Here is a 21,994-nt window from a genome sequence, read left to right on the forward strand (position 1 = left end):
CGGCGAAAGCCACGCATAGGCACTTCACATGGCCGTTATGAGGCAGGCGAGACACGGATCGGGCAATAAAGGGTACTGACAATAACTTGATACAAAACTGTTCCCGTCCGGATTACGATGCGGAACGTTCCTGGCATGGCAACAGGAATGATAACGCTCACAGGACGATATGATGGAACTCAAGATGCCCCTCGCTCGCCGAGGGTTTCTGACGACGGCGCTGGGTGGCGCTGTCTGCGCTGCCCTGCCGGCGCGCGCCGCCACGGATGTCACGGCATCACCGCCGAGTGTGATCAGCCAGCCGCCACGCCAATGGGGGGCGTCGGCAGGACCGGCCTATTTCCCGGACCCCGATGTGATCGCGCTCGATCCGTCTTTCAGTAACCTCACCTATTTCGCAGCCCCCATACGGCGCATCTACGACAAGGGCGACTGGACCGAGGGCCCTGCATGGAGCAGCGAGGGGCGTTATCTGGTTTTCAGTGACGTCGTACAGTCCAAGGCGTTGCGCTATATCTGGGAGACAGGCGAAGTCACCGAGTTCCGTCCTGACAGTTATGCAGCCAACGGCAATTGCTTCGATTTCCAGGGACGGTTGATCACCTGTCAGGATTTCTTCCGTCGCGTCGTTCGTTTCGAGCATGATGGCAGCGTGACCGTGCTTGCCGATAAATTCGAGGGCAAGGGCCTAAACTCGCCCAACGATGTTGTACCGCATCCCGATGGCAGCATCTGGTTTACCGATCCGGGCTATGGAACCAACATCTCCGAAGGTCATGCCGACGAACCGGGCGGCCCGACCAACCCGGATGGCAAGATCAGGTGGAAGATCGGTCGTGAGCTGATTGGCGAGATCGGCGGTGTCAGGCGCCAGCAGGATCACGTGTTCCGCCTCGCCCCGGATGGCACGCTCAAGGCTGTGCTGATGGAAAAGGACGTGACCTGCCCGAATGGCCTGGCCTTCTCCCCCGATTTCAAGAAGCTCTATATCGCTTCGACCCCGGCTGGGCCGGGTCAGAAAAAGGGCGGTGACCAGGCTATTCATGTGTTCGATGTGCAGGGTGACAGTCTGGCCAACGGGCGTGTTTTTGCTGACATGCGCTTTCATGGCGCGCAAATGAATCCTGACGGGTTCAGGGCCGATGTTTTCGGCAATCTGTGGTGTGGCGTGACAGGGCCGCTCGGTCTGTGCGGCGTGTTCGTCTTCAGCCCGCAGGGCGTGCTGCTCGGCCGTATTCGCCTGCCGCAGGGATGCTCGAACCTGACCTTTGCCGGCCCGAAGCGCGACCATATCGTGATGTGCGCGGGAAGCGCGCTTTATATGCTTCAGGTGGGTGTACAGGGTGCCGCTTCGTCCTGATCGTTCGTCTATATTCTGGCTGCGCCTCGGGCGCAGCCATTATTTATATTGCTGAATTTAGAAAGTTAAACCATAAATATAAATACAACGAATAATATTATAAAAATTTTATATACGTCATAATTCAATCAATAAATATATTATATTTCATAATTGTTGTGATAATAAAAAGTAAACACAATAAAAATGGATAAAACCTCATGGCTGGTGGAAATTTCGTAATCAAGCCCGGTATCACGTCGCAGGTTGCCTATATCAACTCGACCATATTGGTCCAGCCAGGAGGCGCGCTTATGGCGCGCACCCAAACGAATTGCGTGACGACGATCCAGGGGGGAGGGAGTGCTTACCTGACCACGTTTTTGGGTGGTGCGCTGACTTTGCAGGGGGGCGCGCTCGTCCAGCAGTCAAATCTTACTGGCGGGGTCGGGGTGACTGCTCAGGCGCAGTCAACATTGCAGGGGTGCTCTGTCGAAGCTGCATCCAATGTCAATTGCGCAACTGACGTTCGTTTGACAGGCACCACCATCAATAAGGGCTCCATATCGGGAGGTACCGTTTATGGTGCTGGGTCTGTAGAGAACGTACAGGGCGTCCAGGCTTCGGTACAGAATCAAGCGGTCACGTCTGGCGCAACTATCATCGTGAGTGACGGTGGCAGGATCAATGGCACTGTTTCCCTGCTCGCCGGGGCATCGGCGCAGTTGACCGGAAATGTCGGTGGCACCGTCAACCTTGCCGATACCAGCTATGCCACCATGACTCTCTCGGCAGGTTCACTTCCATCTACCCTGATTACGGGGTTCAATGGGACGAGTCAGAGTCTTTCTGACAAGATCAAAATCGAGGGTCTGACAAAAAGTCAGATAGCGTCAGTCACAAAGGGCGCGGACCAGTTGACCCTCACCCTCAAGGACGGACGCGCTCTGACGCTAAATATCCAGAACGTGGGGACCACCGGCTATTCGATTATCGATTCCGGTACCGGGATTGTCTTGGCCGTCTGTTATCTCGCTGGTGTCCAGATCGAAACGCCTGACGGACCGATGGCGGTCGAGCAGATCCGGGTGGGTGACCGGATTACGGCCATTGTCAATGGTGCGCCTCAGTCGCGTGAGGTGATCTGGACTGGCAGTGGCCATTGCAGGATTGACCGGACTCTGCCCGATGATCTTGCCGGGTATCCTGTCTGCATTCGCAAGGATGCAATAGGGGCGGATATGCCGACCCGTGATCTTTATGTGACTGCCGAGCATGGCTTGCTTCTGGACGGCCATTTCATACCTGCGCGTTTGCTGGTGAACGGCCACTCCATTTTTTATGACACGTCTCGCGAAGAGTATGCATTCTATCATTTCGAGACGAAAGAACACTCGGTTGTGGTCGCTGATGGTGTGCTATCCGAAAGCTATCTTGATACGGGTAATCGGGCGATGTTCAGCGTCCAGTCCTCGCGTATTGACCCTGTTATCGGGATGTTGAGCTGGGACCGTGATGCGGCTGCACCGCTCATGACGGATCGCGAGCGTGTGGAACCGATCTACAATCGTATCGAAAAAATGCAGCCTGCCGTTACGAAGCTGGAGCGGGTACTGACCGATCAGACTGATCTGCATCTTCTGACAGATAACGGGATGATCATTCGGCCGCTGCGTGTTGCTGGCGCGAAGCATATCTTCCAGCTTCCGGCCTCGGTGCAAAGCGTGGCGATCCGCTCACGCACGGCGCGTCCCTGCGACATCATTGGGCCTTTCCATGATGACCGGCGTAATCTCGGTGTACTTGTGGGGCAGATCCTGCAATTCGTCTCTGGTGAGATCGTGGATTATGACAGGCATCTCTCGGACTGCGAGATGAGCGGCTGGCACGATTATGCTGGGGGCGCATCGCGTTGGACCAGTGGGGACGCCTTCCTCTTCGTGGCAGATTCGCTTGGTGAGGAACACAGGCTTGTCTCGCTCGAGATCCTCGCCGGAGGTCCCTATCTTTGCGCCGATGAGGATGCCGCAGGCGATTTGAGCGCCAACGCGGGATAACCGGGTGTTCCGACAGGGGGCTGGTTTGCCCGGTCCTCGTCATGGATCGCCTCGTTTGGGAAGCATTTCTTACCCACGAGATAGGTGAACGGAGGCACACACCCAAACCCGGTCGGGTCTGTTCGCGTTGATTGGACATCCAGTCAACGCGGAGTTCACGCAATGCCATCCATCGATGCAGCCCGATCCGGCGTTTTCGCCATAGGTGGTGATCTCGAAGTCGTCCGCCTCGGTTTTGGCGCCATGCGCATTACCGGCAAGGGGGTGTGGGGAGCGCCACAGAGCCACGAACAGGCTGTCGCGACCTTGCGTCATACCAGTGATCTTGGAATCACCCTGATCGATACGGCCGATTCCTATGGACCTTTCGTCTCGGAAGATCTGATACGCGAGGCGCTCTTTCCCTATGGCGGGCAGGTTATTGCCACCAAGGGTGGCCTGACACGTCATGGCCCCGATATCTGGCGTCCTGTTGGTCATCCTGATTATCTGCGTCAATGCGTGCTCATGTCGCTCCGTCGGCTGGGCGTGGAACGCATTGATCTGTGGCAGCTTCACCGTGTGGGGGCTGACTGCCCGCCAGAGACGCAGTTCGAGGCCATAGCCAAACTGCAGCAAGAGGGGCTGATCCGTCATGTCGGTCTGTCCGAAGTCGATGTGCCAATGATCGAGCGGGCAGGCGCTTTCTTCCCTGTGACGACTGTCCAGAACCGCTTCAATCTTGTCGATCGCAAATCTGAGGATGTGCTCGATTACTGCGAGGCGCACCAGATTGGCTTCATTCCCTGGGCACCGCTGGCTGCGGGGTCTCTGGCTCGCCCCGGCACGGTGCTTGATGCCATAGCGAAAGACCGTGATGCCTCACCGGGGCAGATTGCCCTGGCATGGCTTCTGCACCGTTCGCCGGTCATATTGCCCATTCCCGGAACCGGCAGTCCCGCTCATCTGGAAGAGAATGTCCGGGCCGCGTCCATTACATTGAGCGAGGAGGAGTGCGCAGCTCTGGACAAGCAGGGGCGCGAGGCCTGGAAAAGTTCCGAAAATTAAGGCTTTTCCTGCCATGATTGCGGGGGGCGACGAGGGCGCTGGACAATGCTAGAACGCTTGCCATGATCCACGCCACCACCGCCCTTTCCTCCACCGGGTTCCCCCTGTTCTGGTTCTCGACTGCCCAAGGTGGCGGAGGCAGCGGGCGTGTCCCTATGGGGGGTGGGCAACGCGGCCCGGAAGGGGGGCGCCAGCCGCCTCGTGGCCCGCGTTTCCGCCGCTGGCGCCAGGGCCTTGCAATCGCTGCCGGTATTGCGCTGGTAGGGGTGGCCGGATCGGGGCTGTTCGTCTGGCATCAGTATGAGCGTGTCGCGTCCGATCTGCCGAGCGTCGATACGCTCAAGACCTACCAGCCGCCGACCGTTAGCCGGATCTATACGTCTGACGATCACATCATGGCCGAGCTGGCCGCCGAACGCCGGATCTATATCCCGATCAACGCCATTCCCGAGCGCGTGAAAAATGCCTTCATCGCGCCTGAGGATCAGAATTTCTATACCCATGCGGGTCTGGATCCTCTGGCCATCATGCGTGCCGAGCTGACGAACCTGACCCATCGCAGCAAGCGGGCTCTGGGTGCCTCGACCATCACGCAGCAGGTTGCACGCAACATGTTGCTCAACAGCAATGCCCGCACGCTCGAGCGCAAGGAGAAGGAAGCCCTTCTGGCCCTGCGCATCGAGCAGACGCTGAGCAAGGACAAGATCCTCGAAATCTATCTCAACGGGATCTATCTCGGTAACGGGGCCTACGGCGTGGCCGCCGCTGCGCAGACCTATTTCAACAAGCCGCTCGATCAGCTGACCAATGCCGAGGCGGCTTTTCTGGGCGCGCTGCCGAAATCACCGGCCAATTATAACCCGTACCGCCATCCCGAACGTGCCATCGAGCGCCGGAACTGGGTGCTGGACCGCATGGCCGAAATCCATGCCATCTCACACGAAGAGGCCGCAGCGGGGCAGAAAGAGCCTCTTATTCCGCATGATGCGGTGCGCTTTGGCCCGCTGCCCAATGCCGAATGGTTCGGCAGCGAGGTGCGCCGTCAGCTGATTGATCGTTACGGGCCTGACCGCGCCATGCAGGGCGGCCTTGAGGTGCATACGAGCCTCGATCGCAAGTTGCAGGATGCAGCGACCCTGAGTCTTCGTCAGGGGCTCATGGAGTACGACCGCAGCCATAGTCGCTGGCGTGGCCCTGTGACGAAACTACATGATGCTGTGGCCGGTGACGGCTGGGTTGAGGCGCTGAAGGACGTTACGCCTCCTGCTGGCATGATCGATCAGTGGCGTCTGGCTGTCGTTCTGAACCCTGCTCAGGGGCGCGTCGGTTGGCTCGCGCATGGAGAGAAGCAGGAAGGTCAGGTCATCTCCAAGGATCTGGGCTGGATGCGCAATGCCGGGACACTGGCCGCCGGTGATGTGATCATGATCGAGCCTCAGGCTGAGTCTGGTCGCGTCGCCGTGCGACAGGTTCCTAAGGTTGAAGGCGCCCTTGTCAGTCTCGATGCGCGCACTGGGCGTGTGCTGGCGATGGTGGGCGGCTGGTCGTTCAAGGAATCGCAGTTCAACCGTGCCACACAGGCGCTGCGCCAGCCCGGATCGTCGTTCAAGCCCTTCGTCTATCTCGATGCGATGGAGCAGGGCATACCGCCCTCCGAGAAGTTCGATGATGCACCGGTTTCCTATGGTGACTGGCATCCTAAGAATTACGAGGAAGACAACTGGGGCCCGACAACCCTGCATGATGCCCTGCGTGAGAGCCGCAACCTCGTGACGATCCGCCTGGCGGCGCATCTGGGCATGAAATCCGTGGCCGATATGGCGATCTCCATCGGTCTGGTCGACCAGATGCCGCATGTGCTGCCAGCAGCGCTTGGTGCGGTCGAGACCACAGTGCTGCGTGAGGCAGGGGCCTATGCCACGATCGCTTCCGGCGGCAAGCTGGTGACACCCAGCCTGATCGACGAGGTGCTGGATCGCGATGGCAGTGTCTTGTGGAAGCCCGAGGGCCTCGCCCTTGGCACGACCATGCAGGCCCCCAACCAGACAGCAATCATGGCCCCGGCTGGAGCCCCCGGTGCAACACCTGCTGCCGCGCCCTCTGGCAACCCCGCGGATGCGACTACACCATCCACGCCGCCGCCTGCAGTCCCCTCGGGCCCGGTTCCCGGCAGTGTGGAGGTACCGCAGGTGCAGGATAACCGCCGTCAGGTGGCCAGCGCTGCAAGCGCCTATCAGATTACGGCCATGATGCAGGACGTGATCAAGCGCGGCACAGGCACGATTGCGGGGCAGGGCATCACGCGTGACATAGCAGGCAAGACGGGTACCAGTCAGGACTTCCGCGATGCGTGGTTTGCCGGTTTCACCCCCGATATCGTCACGGTGGTCTGGGTCGGGTTCGACACGCCGCAATCGCTTGGTAAGAGCGAGACGGGGGGGCGTATTGCCGGGCCGATCTGGAACCGTTTCATGAAGGTAGCCCTCGAGGGGCGGCCCGAACTGCACTTCCGTGTGCCGGAGGGCGTGACCCTTGCTCGTTACGACACAGGCCGACTGATGGCAGTCGACGGCTTCAAGGCGGATCAGGTGCCGGGCATGAGCATCGCCCTGCACGGGTTCGGCGCGGGAACAGAGGCGCTCACTGCGGCCGATACTGGGACCGATCTGTATGATACTGAAACCGATATGGCAGGGGCCTCGAGTCAGGCCGGGCTGAGCGAGCCCGGCGGCGAGAATTCGGGTGCCGCCAAGAAACAACAGGCCCCCAATGCCCAGCCACAGGGTGACATTGGCATGGGTGGGCTTTATTGAGACCCAACGAACACGCAGGAGCATGAATCATGTCGGCCGAAACCGAGGCCCTATCGGAGCAGATCAAGCAGTCGGTGGCACTGCTGAGGAGGCATCTTTGACTGGGATGCTGCACGGACACGTCTCGCCGAACTCAATCACCGGGTAGAAGACCCCGACCTGTGGAATGATGCCGACGCCGCACAGAAGCTGATGCGCGAGCGGACGCTTCTGGCGACACAGATCGAGGGTGTCGAGAAGATCGAGCAGGACACTGCCGATATGCTCGAGCTTGTCGAGCTGGCCGAGGACGAACAGGATCAGGATACGGTTGCCGAAGCCGTTGCGACCCTGCGCAAGCTGGCCGAGCAGGCCAATGCACGCCAGATCGAGAGCCTGCTCTCGGGTGAGGCGGACAGCAATGACTGCTATATCGAGGTCAATGCCGGCGCCGGTGGCACGGAGGCTCAGGACTGGGCCGAAATGATGCTGCGCATGTATACGCGCTGGGCAGAGCAGCGCGGCTACAAGGTGACCATCATGGAAACCAGCGAGGGCGAGCAGGCTGGTATCAAGTCTGCCACGCTTCTGGTCACGGGTGCCAATGCCTATGGCTGGCTCAAGACCGAGGCTGGCGTGCACCGACTCGTGCGTATCTCGCCGTTTGATGCCGCTGCCCGTCGCCAGACCTCTTTTGCGTCCGTCTGGGTCTATCCCGTGGTGGACGATACGATCGAGATCGAGGTGAATGACGGCGATCTCAAGGTCGACACGTTCCGGGCCTCCGGCGCAGGTGGGCAGCACGTCAACAAGACCGATTCGGCGATTCGCATCACGCATATCCCGACCGGTATTGTTGTCGCCTGTCAGACCGACCGCTCGCAGCACCGCAACCGTGCAACGGCCATGCAGATGCTGAAGGCCCGCCTGTACGAGGCCGAGCTGCAGAAGCGCGAAGCTGCCGCAGCCCAGACCGAGGCAGCCAAGACCGATATTGGCTGGGGACATCAGATCCGTTCTTACGTTCTGGCGCCGTATCAATTGGTCAAGGATCTGCGCACCGGGGTGGAAAAAGGCAATCCCGATGCAGTGCTTGATGGCGCGCTGGACGATTTCATGTCCGCAGCACTTGCCCAACGCGTCGGCGCAACGCGTTCGGAGGCCAGCGCCAACGCCCAATAAAGGTCGTTGGCGACAAGGGGCTGAATCTCTTGCGGCGCAAGACTTTCAGCCTCTTTTTGCGCGTTTCACAAATATTACTCTTGCAGTGAATTAATGTTCCGTTTCACTGTGTCTCAAAGTGTCGTGCCGCTGGTATGCAAAACCTTGCCTGTCGGAAAACGGTGCGATCGAAACGAAACTGACTTGACAGCAGTGCCTTACCTTTGCCCAATTTGCACGGGAGCCATGCGCTGGGAGCATGGTAAACATTTCGGGATGTGTCGGCCAGACTGACGCCTGACCGGAACGCAAGTCGCATGGGGCGGTTGCGATATTATCAAGTCGGTCCGCCCCTCTCGCCAAGAGAGGTGTGGGGCTCAGGACAGAGGGTTTGGAGTGACACAACCGATGAACTACGCCGAGCAGGAGCGACGCCCGACGAAGTACATCGTCGGCATCGCAATCGCTGTGCTTTTCCACGTCGTTGTGATCTACGCCTTGGTGAACGGGTTGGGTTCGAAAATCGTCGAACAGTTCCATCCGCCGATCAAGACGAAGATCATCACGGAGCCGAAGAAGCCGCCGCCGCCGCCGCCACCGCCGCCGCCGCCGCAGATGACGACGCCGCCGCCGCCGTACATACCGCCGCCGAAGATCCAGATTCAGCCGCCGCCACAGAAGCATGTGATCAAGCAGGTCACGCATGAAAAGCCGCCGGCACCTGTGCCGCCTGCCAATAATGCGCCGCCAGCTCCCGCAGCGCCTCCTGGTCCGCCTGTGCCGGATCACTCGGCGGGTGCCTCGCCGATCAACGGTGCCCGTCCGGTCTTCCCTGAGGAGATGCTGGAAGAAAACCGCGAAGGCAGCGTTACCGTGGCCTGTGACATCGGAACCGACGGTCGTACGTCAAACTGCCAGGTCACCAATTCGACGGGTGGTCATGCCTTCGTCGAAGCTGCCATGGAGTTCCTCCGCAAGGCCCGTTACCAGCCTGCGGTCACGAATGGACAGCCGGTGGTCGAGCATCACCATACCCTGCACATCAACTTCACCCTGGGTGATGACTGAGTGCATGGCGACCAGCGTGAAAGCACCGGTCGCCTGACGGAATGACGGAAGAGAAGCCCCGGCTTCTTCTTCCGACGGGGCAGGGGGCAGGCAGCCTCCGCGCCCCGGAAAGTGAGAAACCAAGCCGCGCCCGGCAGAGAACGGGGCGGCACTGCCAGAGTCCTTCTCGAAGGGGCTCTTTTTCAGAGGATTTGGAGTTAATGACGAGACTGTTCCGCCTTCCCGCTCTCGCCGCCCCGGCCCTGGCAGTCACGCTTGCCGTGGCGCAAGGTGTGGTCGTGCCGGCCGTTGCTCTTGCCCAGGAAACCCCGGCTGCCCAGCCTGCGGCTCCTGCTCCCGACGCTGCTGCCCCGGCTCCCGCGGCCCCGGCCCCTGCAGCGCCCGACGCCGCTGCTCCGGCTGCCCCCGGCGCCCCGGCTCCCGATGCGGCTGCTCCCGGTGCCCCGGCCCCTGACGCTGCTGCTCCGGCCGCTGGTGCCCCTGCACCCGACGCCGCTGCCCCGGCTCCTGAAGCTCCTGCCGAGGCAACTGCGCCGAAGTCGCAGGAAAACCCGTATGGCCTGAGCGCTCTCTGGTCCAACGGTGACGCCATTGCCCGTGGCGTTCTGCTGATCATGGTCATCATGTCCGCAGGCACCTGGATCATCATGGTCACCAAGTTCCTGGAACAGTCCAAGGTGTTCTCGGCTTCCAAGGAAGCGGCACGTGAATTCTGGACCAAGCCGACCGTTCAGGAGGGCGCTGCTGCCCTGAAGCCGGCTTCGCCGTTCCGCTATATTGCCGAGACGGGCATTGTGGCTGCCGAGCACCATGAAGGCTCGATGCGCGACGCCATCGACCTGCATAGCTGGACCGCCATGTCCGTTCAGCGTTCGGTTGACACCATCAACACGCGTCTGCAGGGCGGCCTCGCCTTCCTCGGCACCGTGGGTTCGACCTCGCCGTTCGTCGGTCTGTTCGGCACCGTCTGGGGTATCTATCACGCCCTGACCGCCATCGGCATTGCAGGCCAGGCTTCGATCGACAAGGTTGCCGGTCCGGTTGGTGAATCGCTCATCATGACGGCTATCGGTCTTGCCACCGCTGTTCCGGCCGTTCTGGGCTACAACCTGCTCGTCCGTCGCAACAAGGGCGCCATGGACCGCGTGCGCAACTTCGCCGCCGACGTTCAGTCCGTCCTGCTGGGTGGCTTCCGTCACGGTGTTGCCCCGACGGTCAGCCCTGACCACAGCCCGACGACCACGACCACCAGCTCGCGAGTTGCCTGATCATGGCGATGAACGTCGGTGGGGGTGGTGAAGAAGACGAAGTCGTCTCGGCGATCAACACGACGCCGCTCGTTGACGTCATGCTCGTTCTTCTCATCATCTTCCTGATCACCATCCCGGTTGCGACGCATTCCGTGAAGGTGCAGCTGCCGCGCGACGCCAACCAGCCGACCCAGACCAAGCCAGGCAACATTGTCCTGGCGGTCACGGCGAATGGTCAGGCGTACTGGAACGAAGTTCCTCTGCGTGGTCATCAGGATCTGCTCGATCGTCTCGAGAAGGTCGCAGTCATCAAGCCCCAGCCCCAGATCCAGATCCGGGGTGACGGCAAGGCCCGTTACGAAGCTGTCGGCAAAATCGTCGCGACCTGCCAGGAAGCTGGCATCTATCGCATCGATTTCATCACCGAGCAGCCTCACTCCTGATTTCGGTCAGGACCCCGCTTCAGGAGCCTTCTGCTGACCCCGCAGGGTCGCAGGGGGCTCCGGCTCCGTTTTTTCCGGATGCCGGTCTTGGCCGGCTTTCCGCCTGTTGGAGAGTTCTCTCATGGCCATGAGCGTCGGATCCGACAGCACGCATGAAGACGAGGGCATCGTCGATATCAACACGACGCCCCTGATTGACGTCATGCTCGTGCTGCTCATCATGCTGATCATCACCATTCCGCTTCAGACGCATTCGGTCGCGCTGGACCTGCCGCAGGGCAATCCGCCGCCGAGCACCGAAGAGCCCAAGGTTGTCACGGTTGCGGTCGATTTCGACAATTCCATCAGCTGGAATGGCGAACCCGTCTCCTCCGAAGCCGATCTTCAGGCGCGCTTCATGAACGCGGCAAACCTGCCCGATCAGCCCGAGATGCATATTCACCCCAATCGCCTGGCCGACTACAAGACGGTTGCCCATGTGCTTGCCGACGCCCAGCGTCTTGGCATCACCAAGCTCGGTATCGTCGGTCAAGACCAGTTCATGGAAGGACAGTAAGTGCGTTTTCCCCGTTGTTCTCGCGCCCTCCTGGTTGCCAGCTCGCTTCTGGCAACCTCCTCTTTCGTTCCGGTCATCGGGTCTTCGCTCGTCACGATCGCTCATGCTGAAGACCAGCTGAGTGCCAAGGTCGGCAAACCCCTGCAGGAAGCGCAAACGGCTCTGGGCGCGAAAAACTACGCCAAGGCCATGAGCGCCGTGAACGCGGCTGATGCGATTCCGGGGAAAACCGAATACGAGAAATACACCATTGCCCAGATGCGCGCGGCGGTTGCTGCCTCGTCGGGCGATGTGGCCGCGGCCTCTAAGGCCTATGACGTGCTGATCGCGTCACCGCGCACACCTGCGGCAGCCAAGCAGCAGATGCTGATGGCCAACGCGACCATGGCCTATAATGCCAAGGATTATGCGCACGCTGTCCCGGCTATCGAGCGCTATCTCAAGATTGCCGGCCCGAACGCCCAGATGCAGACGCTTCTGGTCCAGTCCTACTACCTGCAGCAGGACTACAAGAACGCTGCGCGTGTACAGCAGGACCAGATCAACGACGAGATCAAGGCTAAGCGTATCCCGCCCGAGAACCAGCTTCAGTTCCTGGCGACCTGCTATCATCAGATGAAGGATGCGGCGAACGAGACGCATGCCTATGTGCTACTCGCCAAATACTACTCCAAACCTGATTACTGGGCGATGCTGATCCATAATCTCGCAGCTGACCCCCAGATGCCTGACGCCCTGCAGTTCAACCTCGAACGTCTGCGCATGACGACAGGCGTGCTCAAGGACCCGTCAGATTACATGGATATGGTCGAGCGCGCTGTTCAGGCCGGTCTGCCGCAGCTGGGGCTCAACCTGATGAACCAGGCCTATGCTTCCGGCGCGCTGGGCAAGGACCAGGGCGCTGCGCGTGAAGCCCGCCTGAAAGCGATGGTGGTCAAGCGTGCCGCCGATACGAAGGCCACACTGGCTGCGGATGCTGAGTCGGCGCGCAAGATGCCCAACGCAGCACCGTCGCTCACCGCGGGATATAATCTTGTGCTGAATGGCCAGGTGGACGAGGGCCTTGCCCTGATGCGCGAAGGGCTGGCCAAGAAGCCGATCGCTCCCGAAGGCGCAAAGCTGCAATACGCCATGGCGCAGATGGATGGTGGTCGCAAGGCTGAGGCAATAAAAAGCTTTGCCGATGTCCATGGCGATCATGGGTCGCAGGATCTCGCGCAGCTCTGGACCCTATTGCTTACCAAATCATCAAAATGAGGTAAAATTCGTCGAATCCCATCAATACGGTTGTTCTTGCGTGAACTGAGACATAAATTGTATCAAATCTCGTTTACCACAGAATGATCGATGGGATAATGACGACAGCTCCTACTGCTCCCTCCCCCGCTCCCGACCTGCCGGCGCGTATCCTTATCGTAGAAGATGATCCGGGGATGCGCACCCTGATCCAGCGCGCCCTGCAGGGCGATGGCTTCAGGGTCCGCAGTGTCGCTTCAGGCGACGAAATGTGGGATGCCCTTGCGGTTGGCCCCGTCGATCTTTTCGTCATGGACGTCATGCTGCCCAAGACCAGTGGCGTGGAACTCTGCCGCGCCATTCGCAACGGTCAGGGAACGAACCACCCCGGCGAAGCGCCTCTGGCCCAAACCCCGATCATCATGGTTTCTGCCCGTGGCGAAGAGCGTGATCGCGTCCTTGGCCTCGAAATCGGCGCTGATGACTATGTCGCGAAGCCTTTCGGCCAACGTGAACTCCTGGCGCGTGTTCGCGCCGTGCTGCGCCGCGGTCAGGGTGCCGCTCCGACCGAGGTATCGCGCAAGGAGACAATCCTCTTTGCAGGATGGAAGCTGGATCTTCGTCGCCGCGAGCTGACAGATCCTTCGGGCGCTGTGGTCGACATCTCGGGTGCCGAGCATGACCTGCTCACAAGCTTCCTCGACAATCCCCAGCGCGTGATCGCGCGTGACAGGCTGCTCGAACTCTCGCGCACGCGCCTTGGCGACGTTTCGGACCGCAGCATCGACGTGCTCGTCAGCCGTCTGCGCCGCAAGCTTGGTGCCGACGCCGACGCGCTGATCCGCACTGTGCGCGGCCTGGGCTATATATTCGTGGCAGAAGTCGAGCGCGTCTAAACCCCCATGCCGTTCAGTCTTGGAGGGGGAAATACGCCCCGCATCATCCGTCTGTGGCCGGTCGGCCTTGTCGGCCGGGTCAGCGTGGTTCTGCTCGCTGCCGTCATTCTGGTCTTCGTGGCCAGCGCCTTTTTCTATGAAGAGGCGGAAACCTATATCGATGACGACAGCCGCATTACCCAGCTTGCAGAGGAATTGAGCACTGATCTGCGTGTGCTGCGCACGACGCCGATCAGTCAGCGCGGTCTGCTGGGCGCCCTTCTCTCGGATAACGGTATCAGTGTGAGCTGGCGTTCGGCCAACCAGCCAATCGACCTCGACCAGCCGCACAGATTGCGTCAGGTCGAGGAAAGCCTGATCGCCAATGATCGCGATCTCGGCAAGGCCGATATCCGTGTCTGGGCCGATCGGGCCGACTCATCGAGCATTCACGGAAGCCTCCAACTGGCAGACGGAAGCCGTCTGGCCTTCAACGTGCCCGGGATTCTCAAGCACAGGCACATGACGGGGGGGCTGGCCTCGGCGGCCATCACCGCGGGTGCCGTCGCCATTGCTGCGGCGATGATCGTACGGGCGCTCAGTACGCCCCTGCGTGCGCTCGCGCAGGTGGCGGACAGCATCGCCAAGTCCGATGACATGCAATGGACGATGGTCGATGAGCGTGGGCCACGAGAAGTGCGTGGACTTGCCCAGGCCATCAACAAGATGCAGCACCGCATCCGGCGTCTTATCAACGACCGCACCGAAATTCTCGCTGCCGTTTCGCACGACCTGCGCACGCCACTTGCCCGACTGCGCCTGCGCGCCGGGTTCATGGATGACGAGGAAACCCAAACGGCGATCGAGGCCGATATCGACGAGATGGAGGCTATGGTGACAGGGGTTCTGGCCTATCTGGCTGGCGATCTGGACCCCGAGCCGATCAAGCAGGTCGATCTCGTCGCTATCCTGAATACGTTGCTCGACTCCCAGAGCGATCGTGGCCGCGACACAAGCTACACCGGGCCGGATCGCTGTCAGGCAATGGTGCGTCCTCTCGCAATCAAGCGGGTTTTTGCCAATCTCATTGACAATGCCTGCAATTACGGCGGCGATGCGCATGTGACGCTTGAGACGGATGGCAAGGAAGTCATCGTTTCCGTCGTCGATGACGGACCGGGAATTCCGGAAGCAGAGCTCGAAAACGTTCTCTCGGCTTTCTATCGTGTCGAAGGGTCGCGCTCACGCGCCACTGGCGGGATGGGGCTGGGTCTGGCCATTGTCACACGTGAAGTCGGGCGGGCGAAGGGTAAGGTGGATCTGCACAATGTGCCCGGACGCGGCCTGTGCGTGCAGATCATGCTGCCACTGGGCGTCGCCCAGGCCTGATTCGGGGGATAAAGGACTTGCGGAGTCACGATTGATGGCACATGTCACAGCGACAACTGTGATCTGAGAGCTGTGATGTTTATCGAGACCGAAGATACCCCGAACCCCGCCACCCTCAAGTTCCTCCCCGGTCGGGCCGTAACCGGCCACCGTGGTACGGCTGATTTTGCCGATGCCCGCGCAGCTGAGGGCCGCTCGCCCCTCGCTACCACCCTCTTCGCGGTACAGGGTGTGTGCGGTGTTTTCCTTGGTGGTGACTTCATTTCCGTTACCAAGACCGACGAATTCAGCTGGAACACGCTCAAGCCTCTGCTTCTTGCTGCGATTACCAGCCATTTCGACTCCGGTGAGCCAAGCCTTGAATCGGTTGCAGAAGCTCAGGAAGAGGCGATTGCCCCTGAGGACGAAGCTGTTGTCGCCCAGATCCGCGAACTGCTCGATACGCGCGTTCGCCCTGCCGTTGCAGGAGATGGGGGTGATATCGTATTCAGGGGTTATCGTGACGGTGTTGTGCGCCTGACGATGCAGGGCGCCTGCGCTGGTTGTCCTTCGTCGCGTGCCACACTGAAGCATGGTGTCGAAAACATGCTGCGTCACTACGTCCCTGAAGTGGTAGCCGTAGAGCAAGTCGAGGATTGAAGCCGTGAGTGAGAGTCAGCCAGAGTCCCCTGTCCCGGTGTCGCTGGATGGCTCGAGCCCTGATCAGACAGTCCGGGCTGGCAGCACCCGGCGTGATCATGACGCCGCACCGGGTGATGCGCGCGCCCTGCCACCAGCTCTTGATGCGCTGGCACTCGATCGCCTGTTTCGACAGGCCCGCACACCCATTGGCTGGTCAGCCCTTCCGGTCGAACGCGAGACGCTGGTCACGCTTTACGATCTCGTCAAGCTTGGTCCGACATCGGGCAATTGCTGTCCCGCACGCCTCGTTTTCCTGACTTCTGACGATATGAAGGAGCGCCTGCGACCGGCCTTGTCCACGGGTAATATCGAGCGTTGTCTCAGCGCGCCTGTCGTGGTGCTCGTCTGTCATGACCCTCTGTTCTTCGAGCATCTGCCCCGCTTGAGCCGGGAGGAAAACCTGCGGAACTGGTTTGCCGCTGATGTCGGACTCTCGGAAGAGACGGCGTTTCGCAATGGTTCTCTCCAGGGCGGCTATATGATCCTTGCGGCCCGTGCCCTTGGTCTTGATGTCGCACCGTTCTCAGGGTTCGACAGCTACACAATCGAAGACGACTTTCTCTCCGATACAGGCTGGCGCATCAATTTCATCGCCGGTCTGGGTTATGCGGAGGCGCCGCCACCGGCGGAACGCGCCATGCGTCTGGCCTTTGACGAAGCCTGCCTCGTTCTCTGATGGTGTTGACGGCGGGTACGCGCAGCCTGGTGCTGAATGGCGCAACACTGGGTCCATCGAGCGCGGGGGATCTGGCAATCTTCGAGGGTCGTCGCTGTGTTGCACATGTAGCGATCGAAGACCTCGGGGCGACGGCATCCCTGGCCGCGCATTGCCGTGACTTCTTCAAGATGCCGGGCTGGCATCAGGGACCGGAACTGATCATCGCCGTCATAGGGCCTGGGTCGTTCACTGGCCTGCGGGCCAGTCTTGCTCTGGCGAACGGCCTGGCGCTTGGTTTCGGTGCGCAGTTGAGGGGTGTCACGACAGGTGCCTGTTTCCGTACGCGACAAGGTCTGGAAAGTGCCATCTGTCTGACGCAGGCACGTCGTGATCGTCTGTTTGTCGAATGGGCTGACGGTTCCTTCTGGGCCGGATCACCGGACGCATTTCTGTCCAGGCAGGGTGCGGGCCGGGAAGGGCCCTTGGTCGGCAATGGCGTCGCCATGCTGGCAGGACATACGGTTCCATCAGGGGCATTTGAAACAGCACGACCCGACATCCACATGATTCTGGAAGCGGGCCTGGTGACAGCCAACAGCGCCATGCTTGAGCCCCTTTACATCGACGCACCGGAGGCCAAGTTGCCAGCCCGTGGATTGCGTCCTGCACCGCAGGGATGACCGACGGCGGCCCGATGGTCATGTTGGGTACGGCCCATGGGGAACTCTGTGCCGCCCTGCACCGGGATGCCTTTCCCGAACCCGAGCAATGGACGGCCGAGGCCTTTACCGGGTTACTCTCGATGCCGGGTGTTGCAGGCTGGGTCTACACCAATCACATTGGACCGGCCGGCCTTCTTCTCGTGCGGCATTGCATGGATGAGGCAGAGATCCTGACTGTTGCTGTGCTGCCGCCGTTCCGCCGCAAGGGGGTTGCGCGCGCGTTGATCGAGGGAAGCCTCACTTTTCTTGCAGGGCAGGGGGTGACGAGCCTCTTCCTTGAGGTGTCAGTCAACAATAGTCCGGCAAGCGCTCTTTACCTCGCACTCGGATTTGAGGATTGCGGGATCAGGCGTTCATACTATCCCGACGGAAGCAATGCGCGGGTCATGCGTCATGATTTACATAGCGCTATACGGTAATCGCTCTCGACCGGGTTCTCCGCGACCTCCCACTCTGCCTTCTGTCCAAGCGTTTCCAGCAGGGTCAACACATTGCGGCGTGTTTCCTCTCCTCTGAGCAGCACGACAAGATCCTGGCCAATCTGGGACCGATCGAGCGCGAGGCGAACGTAAACTGTGGTCATGGGGCAGGTCTTGTCTGTGATATCAATAATTTGCACGGACATTGTATTGAGTACCCCTAGTTGTTCGATATATTTTCTTGGACTATATCGTTTGGTGAGTGTATTTCTATCGATCAGATATATTCATTGAGGGAAATTTATATGTCGAGCGATCCGGATAACTTGATTTTGCAGAAGCTAACAACACAGATTATCTCTGCCTATGTGGCTCATAATGAAGTTTCGGGTCAGGACCTGCCCAATCTCATCCGGACAATCCATCAGACCTTGTCCAATGTTGCCAATACCAAGCCCGAAATTATCAAGCCGACACCAGCGGTACCGCCGAAGAAATCAGTATTTCCCGATTATATCATATGCCTCGAAGATGGCAAAAAGCTCAAACTGCTCCGCCGCCACCTTCAGACCGTCTATGACATGACGCCTCAGCAATACCGCGAGCGCTGGGATCTGCCGCCGGAATATCCGATGGTCGCACCGAATTATGCGAGCCACCGCTCGAATCTGGCGCGCAAGATCGGTCTTGGCCACCGTCGATGAGAAAGGCGCCCTTTGTCCGATACTTAACGTTGGCAAAGGACCGGATTTTCGGCTACGCCGTATTCCATGGTATCTGAAGCGAAAGCTGACGCAAAGCGAAGCGGGCGGGCTCAGGAAGAGTCACGCATCGGGCAATTATGTATCGACCGGGGCCTCAAGATGACAGGGCAGCGCCGCGTCATCGCGCGCGTCCTGTCCGAAGCTGAAGATCACCCGGACGTCGAGGAGCTGTATCGTCGTGCCTCGCAGCTCGATGCGCGTATCTCCATCGCAACAGTCTATCGCACGGTCCGTCTGCTAGAGGAAAAAGGGATCCTCGAGCGTCGTGATTTTGGTGGTGGTCGTGCACGTTATGAGGCCAGCGAACCTGGCCACCAGCACCACTATCATCTTATCGATGTCGATTCCGGTCATGTCGTCGAATTCGAGGATGAGGACCATGCTGCCCTGATGGAGGCCCTGGCCCGTCGCCTCGGCTTTGATCTCGTGTCGCATCGTCTCGAACTCTTCGGCCGCCGTATGCCCCAGAAGGCAGGCGGCTCAACAGGTCAGGATTGATGAGCGCCAAACCTTCCCACGCCGAGATCCTGCGTCTTCTTGTTACGGACGGCGAAAACAGTGCTGCTGCAGGTCAGTCGCTTTCCAGCCTCGATCTGTCCCGGGACGCCTTTCCCGAACTCCGGGGGGGGCAGCTTGGCGTGCGTATTGCAACGACCGATGCCGAACGCGAAGCCGCTCAGGCCCTGCGCTACCGCGTGTTCTTCGAGGAGATGGGAGCTCATGCGGATGAACGCACGGCCCGCCTGAAGCGCGATATCGACGATTTCGATGAGGTTGCGGACCATCTTCTCGTGATCGATCATGCTGTCTCTTCGGGTGCCGAAGGCGTAGTGGGGACCTATCGCCTCCTGACCAGCGACAAGGCCGCTCAACTCGGGCGTTTCTACACATCGAGCGAGTACGATATCTCGACGCTCACGGAATTCCCTGGTCGACTGCTTGAAGTCGGGCGTTCCTGTGTCGATCAGCGCTACCGTGGTCGTTCGGCCATGCAGTTGCTCTGGCGTGGCATTGCCTCGTACATCTTCCTGCATCGCATCGACGTTCTGTTTGGCTGTGCCAGCCTGCCAGGGACAAATCCCGATCTCATGGCTGATGAGCTGACCTATCTGTATCACAATCATCTCGCTCCGCCGGCGCTCCGCATTCGCGCTCTGCCGGACCGGTATGTTGATATGCAGCGTAGCGATCCGCATCTGCTTGATCATCGCAAATGCCTGTCGAAGCTGCCGCCCCTCATCAAGGGCTATCTGCGTCTGGGTGGTTTCATTGGTGACGGGGCCGTTGTGGATGAACAGTTCAATACGACGGATGTGGCCGTTCTCGTTAAAAGCGAGCTCCTGGCGGACAAGTATTATCGTCATTATGAGCGTCGCCTGAGAGACGCCCTAGAATAAGACCAGGAGTAAAATGTGACTTTCCGGCTCTGGAACGCTTCCTTCCCGTCGAGCCGGCTTCCATTTTCCACTGGGAAAATGATTCTGGCTGATCTCGTCGTCGGGGCGCTTGCCTCGCTGGCGCTCCCGCCTCTGTACTGCTTGCCTGCGCTCGCCCTTGGGTTGCTCTATCTTTATCGTTGCACACAGGACGCAGCGAGCCCCCGTCAGCTTGCGGTACACGCCTTCTTCTTCGGGCTCGGCTATCACACGGCGGCATTGTCCTGGTTGACGAATGCCATACTGACGCGGGCGCATGATTTCTGGTGGGCTGTGCCCATTGCCGCCCCAGGCTGCGCCTTGATTCTTGCGCCCTTCATCATGGTGCCCGTCCTGCTATGCCGCCTCATGCCGGAAGGCGCGTCACGCATGGTCATGCTGGCTGCGCTATGGACGCTGGCTGACATGGCGCGTGTATTCATCTTCACGGGCTTTCCCTGGAACCCGACCGGCAGCGTGTTCGAGATCCCGGGTCTGGTGGGTGATATTCTCATCCAGCCTGCTGCCGTTATAGGGGTGGACGGGCTGACATTGGTCGCTGCTCTATGCGGATTGCTGGTCTGGCATGGGCGCACAGTCCGCCTTGGTCTGATCGGGGGCATTTGCGTGTGGGGCGTATGGGGGGCGTACAGCCTGAGCCACCCCCGACTCTTGCCCGTCAGGAATCCCGTGGTGGCGCTGTTGCAGGGGAATGTGCGTGAGCGCGACATTCTCTCGCGCGATGGTGCCGTGCAGGCATTCAGGCTTTATCTGCGCCTCACCAATGAAGCCGTAGCGAAAGCAAGGGCCCTCAATGAGGATCGAGGTCTTGTCTATCTCTGGCCTGAGTCGGGCTTTCCCGGACTTCTGGACGAAGATGAGCCTGCAAGGCGCATGATTGCCCAGGCGGCAGATGGCGCTTGGGGGATGATCGGGTCGGATCGGCGCGACGCGGATAACCGGTTTTACAACAGTATTTTCGCGCTGGATGAAAGCGGGCAGATCAGGGCCGTCTACGACAAGTCCACGCTGGTTCCGTTTGGAGAATATCAGCCGCGTTTCATACCGTTCAATCTGCTTCCAGGTCAGTTGACGCCGGGCAAGGGGCTAGCCACCTGGTCGCTGCCAGCGCTAGGGGCTGTCGGACCCCTGATCTGTTACGAGATCATATTCTCCGGCCATGTCGCAGGCGCCAAGCGTCCAGACTGGTTGGCGAATATCACCAATGATGCGTGGTTCGGTAATAGTGCAGGGCCGCGCCAGCATCTGGCGACCGTAAGAATCAGGGCGGTCGAAGAGGGACTCCCTGTCGTTCAGTCTGCTAATATGGGCATCACGGCCGCTTTTGATGGCGCCGGGCACGAAATTGCCCGCTTGCCCTGGGGTAAGGCAGATAGCCTTGTTCTCGCCATACCCTCGCCGCACCGGCCAACAATATTCTCGATCTATGGAAGAATAGTCCCTGTCAGTCTCTGCATTATGGCTGTCTTGGTGGCTGTTTTTCTTGGGTATCGCCGACAGTAGATAATAGAAAGTTAATCTATGCCGTTGGGTATATCTGATTAACCACCAATAAGAGTCCATGCTTGATGAGTAATACCGCAAAAAGCGCCTCGGCAGCGGGTCCGATCGATGCTCTCGTCGGCGCACGGATCAGATTGCGGCGGACCGTGCTGGGCATGTCGCAGGAAAAGCTCGGCGCGGCGCTGGGACTTACTTTTCAGCAGGTGCAGAAATATGAGCGAGGCGCGAACAAGGTAGGGGCAAGTCGCCTCTATGAAATGTCGCGCGTTCTCGATGTGCCGATCGGGTTCTTCTTCGATGATCTGGCTGGTGGGGGAAACGGGTCCATGCGGCGCTCTGATAGCGCCCCTTCGGCGGCGACCGGTTTTTCAGAGGCACCATCCGGTTTCAGGTCGGCGACAGGCGAAGATGGGCTTGCCCCCGTAGGCCTGTCAGCGGAACCCATGCCTGCACTACGCCTCGATACAATGTCCGTTGAACTCCTGCACGCCTTCCAGAATATCTCAGACGCGAAGGTGAGGTTTCAGCTGGTCAACCTGGTGAAAAGCATGGCGTTCCCGGATTGAGACAAAAGCGCGGGTTCTGAGCCCGATGGGAG

General features: G+C 59.8%; 22 protein-coding genes. 21 read left to right on the top strand and 1 reads right to left on the bottom strand.

The features are described 5' to 3' along the window. Positions 1-172: 172 nt before the first annotated feature. From Asbog_RS00705 to Asbog_RS00780, 16 genes are all read left to right on the top strand, one after another. Positions 173-1,360 carry an SMP-30/gluconolactonase/LRE family protein gene (locus tag Asbog_RS00705; RefSeq protein WP_371861656.1) on the top strand — a complete coding sequence of 396 codons (1,188 nt, stop codon included), beginning with the start codon at positions 173-175 and terminating at the stop codon, positions 1,358-1,360. Between the two features lie 200 nt (positions 1,361-1,560). Further along, a complete protein-coding gene (locus tag Asbog_RS00710; RefSeq protein ID WP_062163731.1) occupies positions 1,561-3,396 on the top strand; it encodes a Hint domain-containing protein in 1,836 nt (611 codons plus the stop codon). Positions 3,397-3,558: 162 nt separating this feature from the next. Continuing rightward, the gene (locus Asbog_RS00715; protein WP_062163732.1) at positions 3,559-4,443 is read left to right on the top strand and encodes an aldo/keto reductase; all 885 of its coding nucleotides are present in this window, start codon (positions 3,559-3,561) and stop codon (positions 4,441-4,443) included. Positions 4,444-4,598: 155 nt separating this feature from the next. Further along, positions 4,599-7,256: a penicillin-binding protein 1A gene (locus Asbog_RS00720; protein WP_062165610.1), complete on the top strand. Its 2,658-nt coding sequence runs from the start codon at positions 4,599-4,601 to the stop codon at positions 7,254-7,256. A gap of 29 nt (positions 7,257-7,285) precedes the next feature. After that, positions 7,286-8,417, top strand: a protein-coding gene (prfB, locus tag Asbog_RS00725; RefSeq protein WP_146926413.1) for a peptide chain release factor 2 whose coding sequence is annotated in 2 segments (ribosomal slippage) — positions 7,286-7,354 and positions 7,356-8,417 — 1,131 coding nt in all. Because the reading frame shifts where the segments join, the coding sequence is not laid out codon by codon here. Between the two features lie 387 nt (positions 8,418-8,804). Then, positions 8,805-9,464, top strand: a complete 660-nt coding sequence (locus Asbog_RS00730; RefSeq protein ID WP_062163734.1) for an energy transducer TonB — start codon at positions 8,805-8,807, stop codon at positions 9,462-9,464. Between the two features lie 200 nt (positions 9,465-9,664). After that, complete coding sequence (locus tag Asbog_RS14120) at positions 9,665-10,732, top strand: MotA/TolQ/ExbB proton channel family protein (protein WP_083510633.1); 1,068 nt, start codon at positions 9,665-9,667, stop codon at positions 10,730-10,732. A 2-nt stretch (positions 10,733-10,734) separates the two neighbouring features. After that, positions 10,735-11,157 (top strand): ExbD/TolR family protein, encoded by a 423-nt coding sequence (locus Asbog_RS00740; protein WP_023979754.1) that lies wholly within the window; start codon positions 10,735-10,737, stop codon positions 11,155-11,157. Between the two features lie 121 nt (positions 11,158-11,278). Beyond that, the gene (locus Asbog_RS00745) at positions 11,279-11,713 is read left to right on the top strand and encodes an ExbD/TolR family protein (protein WP_023979755.1); all 435 of its coding nucleotides are present in this window, start codon (positions 11,279-11,281) and stop codon (positions 11,711-11,713) included. Beyond that, positions 11,714-12,970: a tetratricopeptide repeat protein gene (locus tag Asbog_RS00750; RefSeq protein ID WP_062163735.1), complete on the top strand. Its 1,257-nt coding sequence runs from the start codon at positions 11,714-11,716 to the stop codon at positions 12,968-12,970. A 98-nt stretch (positions 12,971-13,068) separates the two neighbouring features. After that, entirely contained in the window at positions 13,069-13,845 is a 777-nt protein-coding gene (locus tag Asbog_RS00755; RefSeq protein WP_231944608.1) for a response regulator, read from the top strand. Between the two features lie 6 nt (positions 13,846-13,851). Then, on the top strand, positions 13,852-15,213 hold the full coding sequence (locus Asbog_RS00760) for an ATP-binding protein (RefSeq protein ID WP_031241513.1): 1,362 nt from the start codon (positions 13,852-13,854) through the stop codon (positions 15,211-15,213). Positions 15,214-15,288: 75 nt separating this feature from the next. Further along, a complete protein-coding gene (locus Asbog_RS00765) occupies positions 15,289-15,852 on the top strand; it encodes a NifU family protein (protein ID WP_062163737.1) in 564 nt (187 codons plus the stop codon). A 127-nt stretch (positions 15,853-15,979) separates the two neighbouring features. Further along, a complete protein-coding gene (locus Asbog_RS00770; RefSeq protein ID WP_062165611.1) occupies positions 15,980-16,570 on the top strand; it encodes a malonic semialdehyde reductase in 591 nt (196 codons plus the stop codon). After that, positions 16,570-17,232, top strand: a complete 663-nt coding sequence (locus Asbog_RS00775) for a hypothetical protein (protein WP_062163738.1) — start codon at positions 16,570-16,572, stop codon at positions 17,230-17,232. Before Asbog_RS00770 ends, Asbog_RS00775 begins: the two co-directional genes overlap by 1 nt. A 20-nt stretch (positions 17,233-17,252) precedes the next feature. After that, positions 17,253-17,693, top strand: a complete 441-nt coding sequence (locus Asbog_RS00780) for a GNAT family N-acetyltransferase (RefSeq protein ID WP_231944609.1) — start codon at positions 17,253-17,255, stop codon at positions 17,691-17,693. Here Asbog_RS00780 and Asbog_RS00785 read toward each other — a convergent pair. Further along, positions 17,666-17,899 (bottom strand): sulfurtransferase TusA family protein, encoded by a 234-nt coding sequence (locus tag Asbog_RS00785; protein ID WP_062163740.1) that lies wholly within the window; start codon positions 17,897-17,899, stop codon positions 17,666-17,668. The two genes, Asbog_RS00780 and Asbog_RS00785, sit on opposite strands and share 28 nt — an antisense overlap. A 99-nt stretch (positions 17,900-17,998) precedes the next feature. Between Asbog_RS00785 and Asbog_RS00790 the strand changes: the two genes are divergently transcribed. The 5 genes from Asbog_RS00790 to Asbog_RS00810 all read left to right on the top strand — a co-directional run bounded on the left by Asbog_RS00790 (position 17,999) and on the right by Asbog_RS00810 (position 21,962). Then, a complete protein-coding gene (locus tag Asbog_RS00790) occupies positions 17,999-18,397 on the top strand; it encodes a MucR family transcriptional regulator (RefSeq protein ID WP_031241519.1) in 399 nt (132 codons plus the stop codon). A gap of 66 nt (positions 18,398-18,463) precedes the next feature. Beyond that, positions 18,464-18,955, top strand: coding sequence for a Fur family transcriptional regulator (locus tag Asbog_RS00795; protein ID WP_023979764.1), 492 nt, complete (start codon positions 18,464-18,466; stop codon positions 18,953-18,955). Then, complete coding sequence (locus Asbog_RS00800; protein ID WP_023979765.1) at positions 18,955-19,854, top strand: GNAT family N-acetyltransferase; 900 nt, start codon at positions 18,955-18,957, stop codon at positions 19,852-19,854. Before Asbog_RS00795 ends, Asbog_RS00800 begins: the two co-directional genes overlap by 1 nt. A gap of 15 nt (positions 19,855-19,869) precedes the next feature. Then, entirely contained in the window at positions 19,870-21,396 is a 1,527-nt protein-coding gene (lnt, locus tag Asbog_RS00805; protein ID WP_307723597.1) for an apolipoprotein N-acyltransferase, read from the top strand. A 65-nt stretch (positions 21,397-21,461) separates the two neighbouring features. Continuing rightward, the gene (locus tag Asbog_RS00810) at positions 21,462-21,962 is read left to right on the top strand and encodes a helix-turn-helix domain-containing protein (protein WP_062163742.1); all 501 of its coding nucleotides are present in this window, start codon (positions 21,462-21,464) and stop codon (positions 21,960-21,962) included. The last annotated feature ends 32 nt before the right edge of the window (positions 21,963-21,994 follow it).

It is taken from the genome of Asaia bogorensis NBRC 16594, from assembly GCF_001547995.1.
GTDB classification, from domain to species: Bacteria; Pseudomonadota; Alphaproteobacteria; order Acetobacterales; family Acetobacteraceae; genus Asaia; species Asaia bogorensis.

What these genes read in the sequence shown, in the direction of transcription:
- Asbog_RS00705 (WP_371861656.1), top strand. Translation starts at nt 173, where the DNA reads ATGGAACTCAAGATGCCCCTCGCTCGCCGAGGGTTTCTGACGACGGCG.
- Asbog_RS00710 (WP_062163731.1), top strand. Translation starts at nt 1,561, where the DNA reads ATGGCTGGTGGAAATTTCGTAATCAAGCCCGGTATCACGTCGCAGGTT.
- Asbog_RS00715 (WP_062163732.1), top strand. Translation starts at nt 3,559, where the DNA reads ATGCCATCCATCGATGCAGCCCGATCCGGCGTTTTCGCCATAGGTGGT.
- Asbog_RS00720 (WP_062165610.1), top strand. Translation starts at nt 4,599, where the DNA reads ATGGGGGGTGGGCAACGCGGCCCGGAAGGGGGGCGCCAGCCGCCTCGT.
- Asbog_RS00730 (WP_062163734.1), top strand. Translation starts at nt 8,805, where the DNA reads ATGAACTACGCCGAGCAGGAGCGACGCCCGACGAAGTACATCGTCGGC.
- Asbog_RS14120 (WP_083510633.1), top strand. Translation starts at nt 9,665, where the DNA reads ATGACGAGACTGTTCCGCCTTCCCGCTCTCGCCGCCCCGGCCCTGGCA.
- Asbog_RS00740 (WP_023979754.1), top strand. Translation starts at nt 10,735, where the DNA reads ATGGCGATGAACGTCGGTGGGGGTGGTGAAGAAGACGAAGTCGTCTCG.
- Asbog_RS00745 (WP_023979755.1), top strand. Translation starts at nt 11,279, where the DNA reads ATGGCCATGAGCGTCGGATCCGACAGCACGCATGAAGACGAGGGCATC.
- Asbog_RS00755 (WP_231944608.1), top strand. Translation starts at nt 13,069, where the DNA reads ATGACGACAGCTCCTACTGCTCCCTCCCCCGCTCCCGACCTGCCGGCG.
- Asbog_RS00760 (WP_031241513.1), top strand. Translation starts at nt 13,852, where the DNA reads ATGCCGTTCAGTCTTGGAGGGGGAAATACGCCCCGCATCATCCGTCTG.
- Asbog_RS00765 (WP_062163737.1), top strand. Translation starts at nt 15,289, where the DNA reads ATGTTTATCGAGACCGAAGATACCCCGAACCCCGCCACCCTCAAGTTC.
- Asbog_RS00775 (WP_062163738.1), top strand. Translation starts at nt 16,570, where the DNA reads ATGGTGTTGACGGCGGGTACGCGCAGCCTGGTGCTGAATGGCGCAACA.
- Asbog_RS00780 (WP_231944609.1), top strand. Translation starts at nt 17,253, where the DNA reads ATGTTGGGTACGGCCCATGGGGAACTCTGTGCCGCCCTGCACCGGGAT.
- Asbog_RS00785 (WP_062163740.1), bottom strand. Translation starts at nt 17,899, where the DNA reads ATGTCCGTGCAAATTATTGATATCACAGACAAGACCTGCCCCATGACC.
- Asbog_RS00790 (WP_031241519.1), top strand. Translation starts at nt 17,999, where the DNA reads ATGTCGAGCGATCCGGATAACTTGATTTTGCAGAAGCTAACAACACAG.
- Asbog_RS00795 (WP_023979764.1), top strand. Translation starts at nt 18,464, where the DNA reads ATGGTATCTGAAGCGAAAGCTGACGCAAAGCGAAGCGGGCGGGCTCAG.
- Asbog_RS00800 (WP_023979765.1), top strand. Translation starts at nt 18,955, where the DNA reads ATGAGCGCCAAACCTTCCCACGCCGAGATCCTGCGTCTTCTTGTTACG.
- Asbog_RS00810 (WP_062163742.1), top strand. Translation starts at nt 21,462, where the DNA reads ATGAGTAATACCGCAAAAAGCGCCTCGGCAGCGGGTCCGATCGATGCT.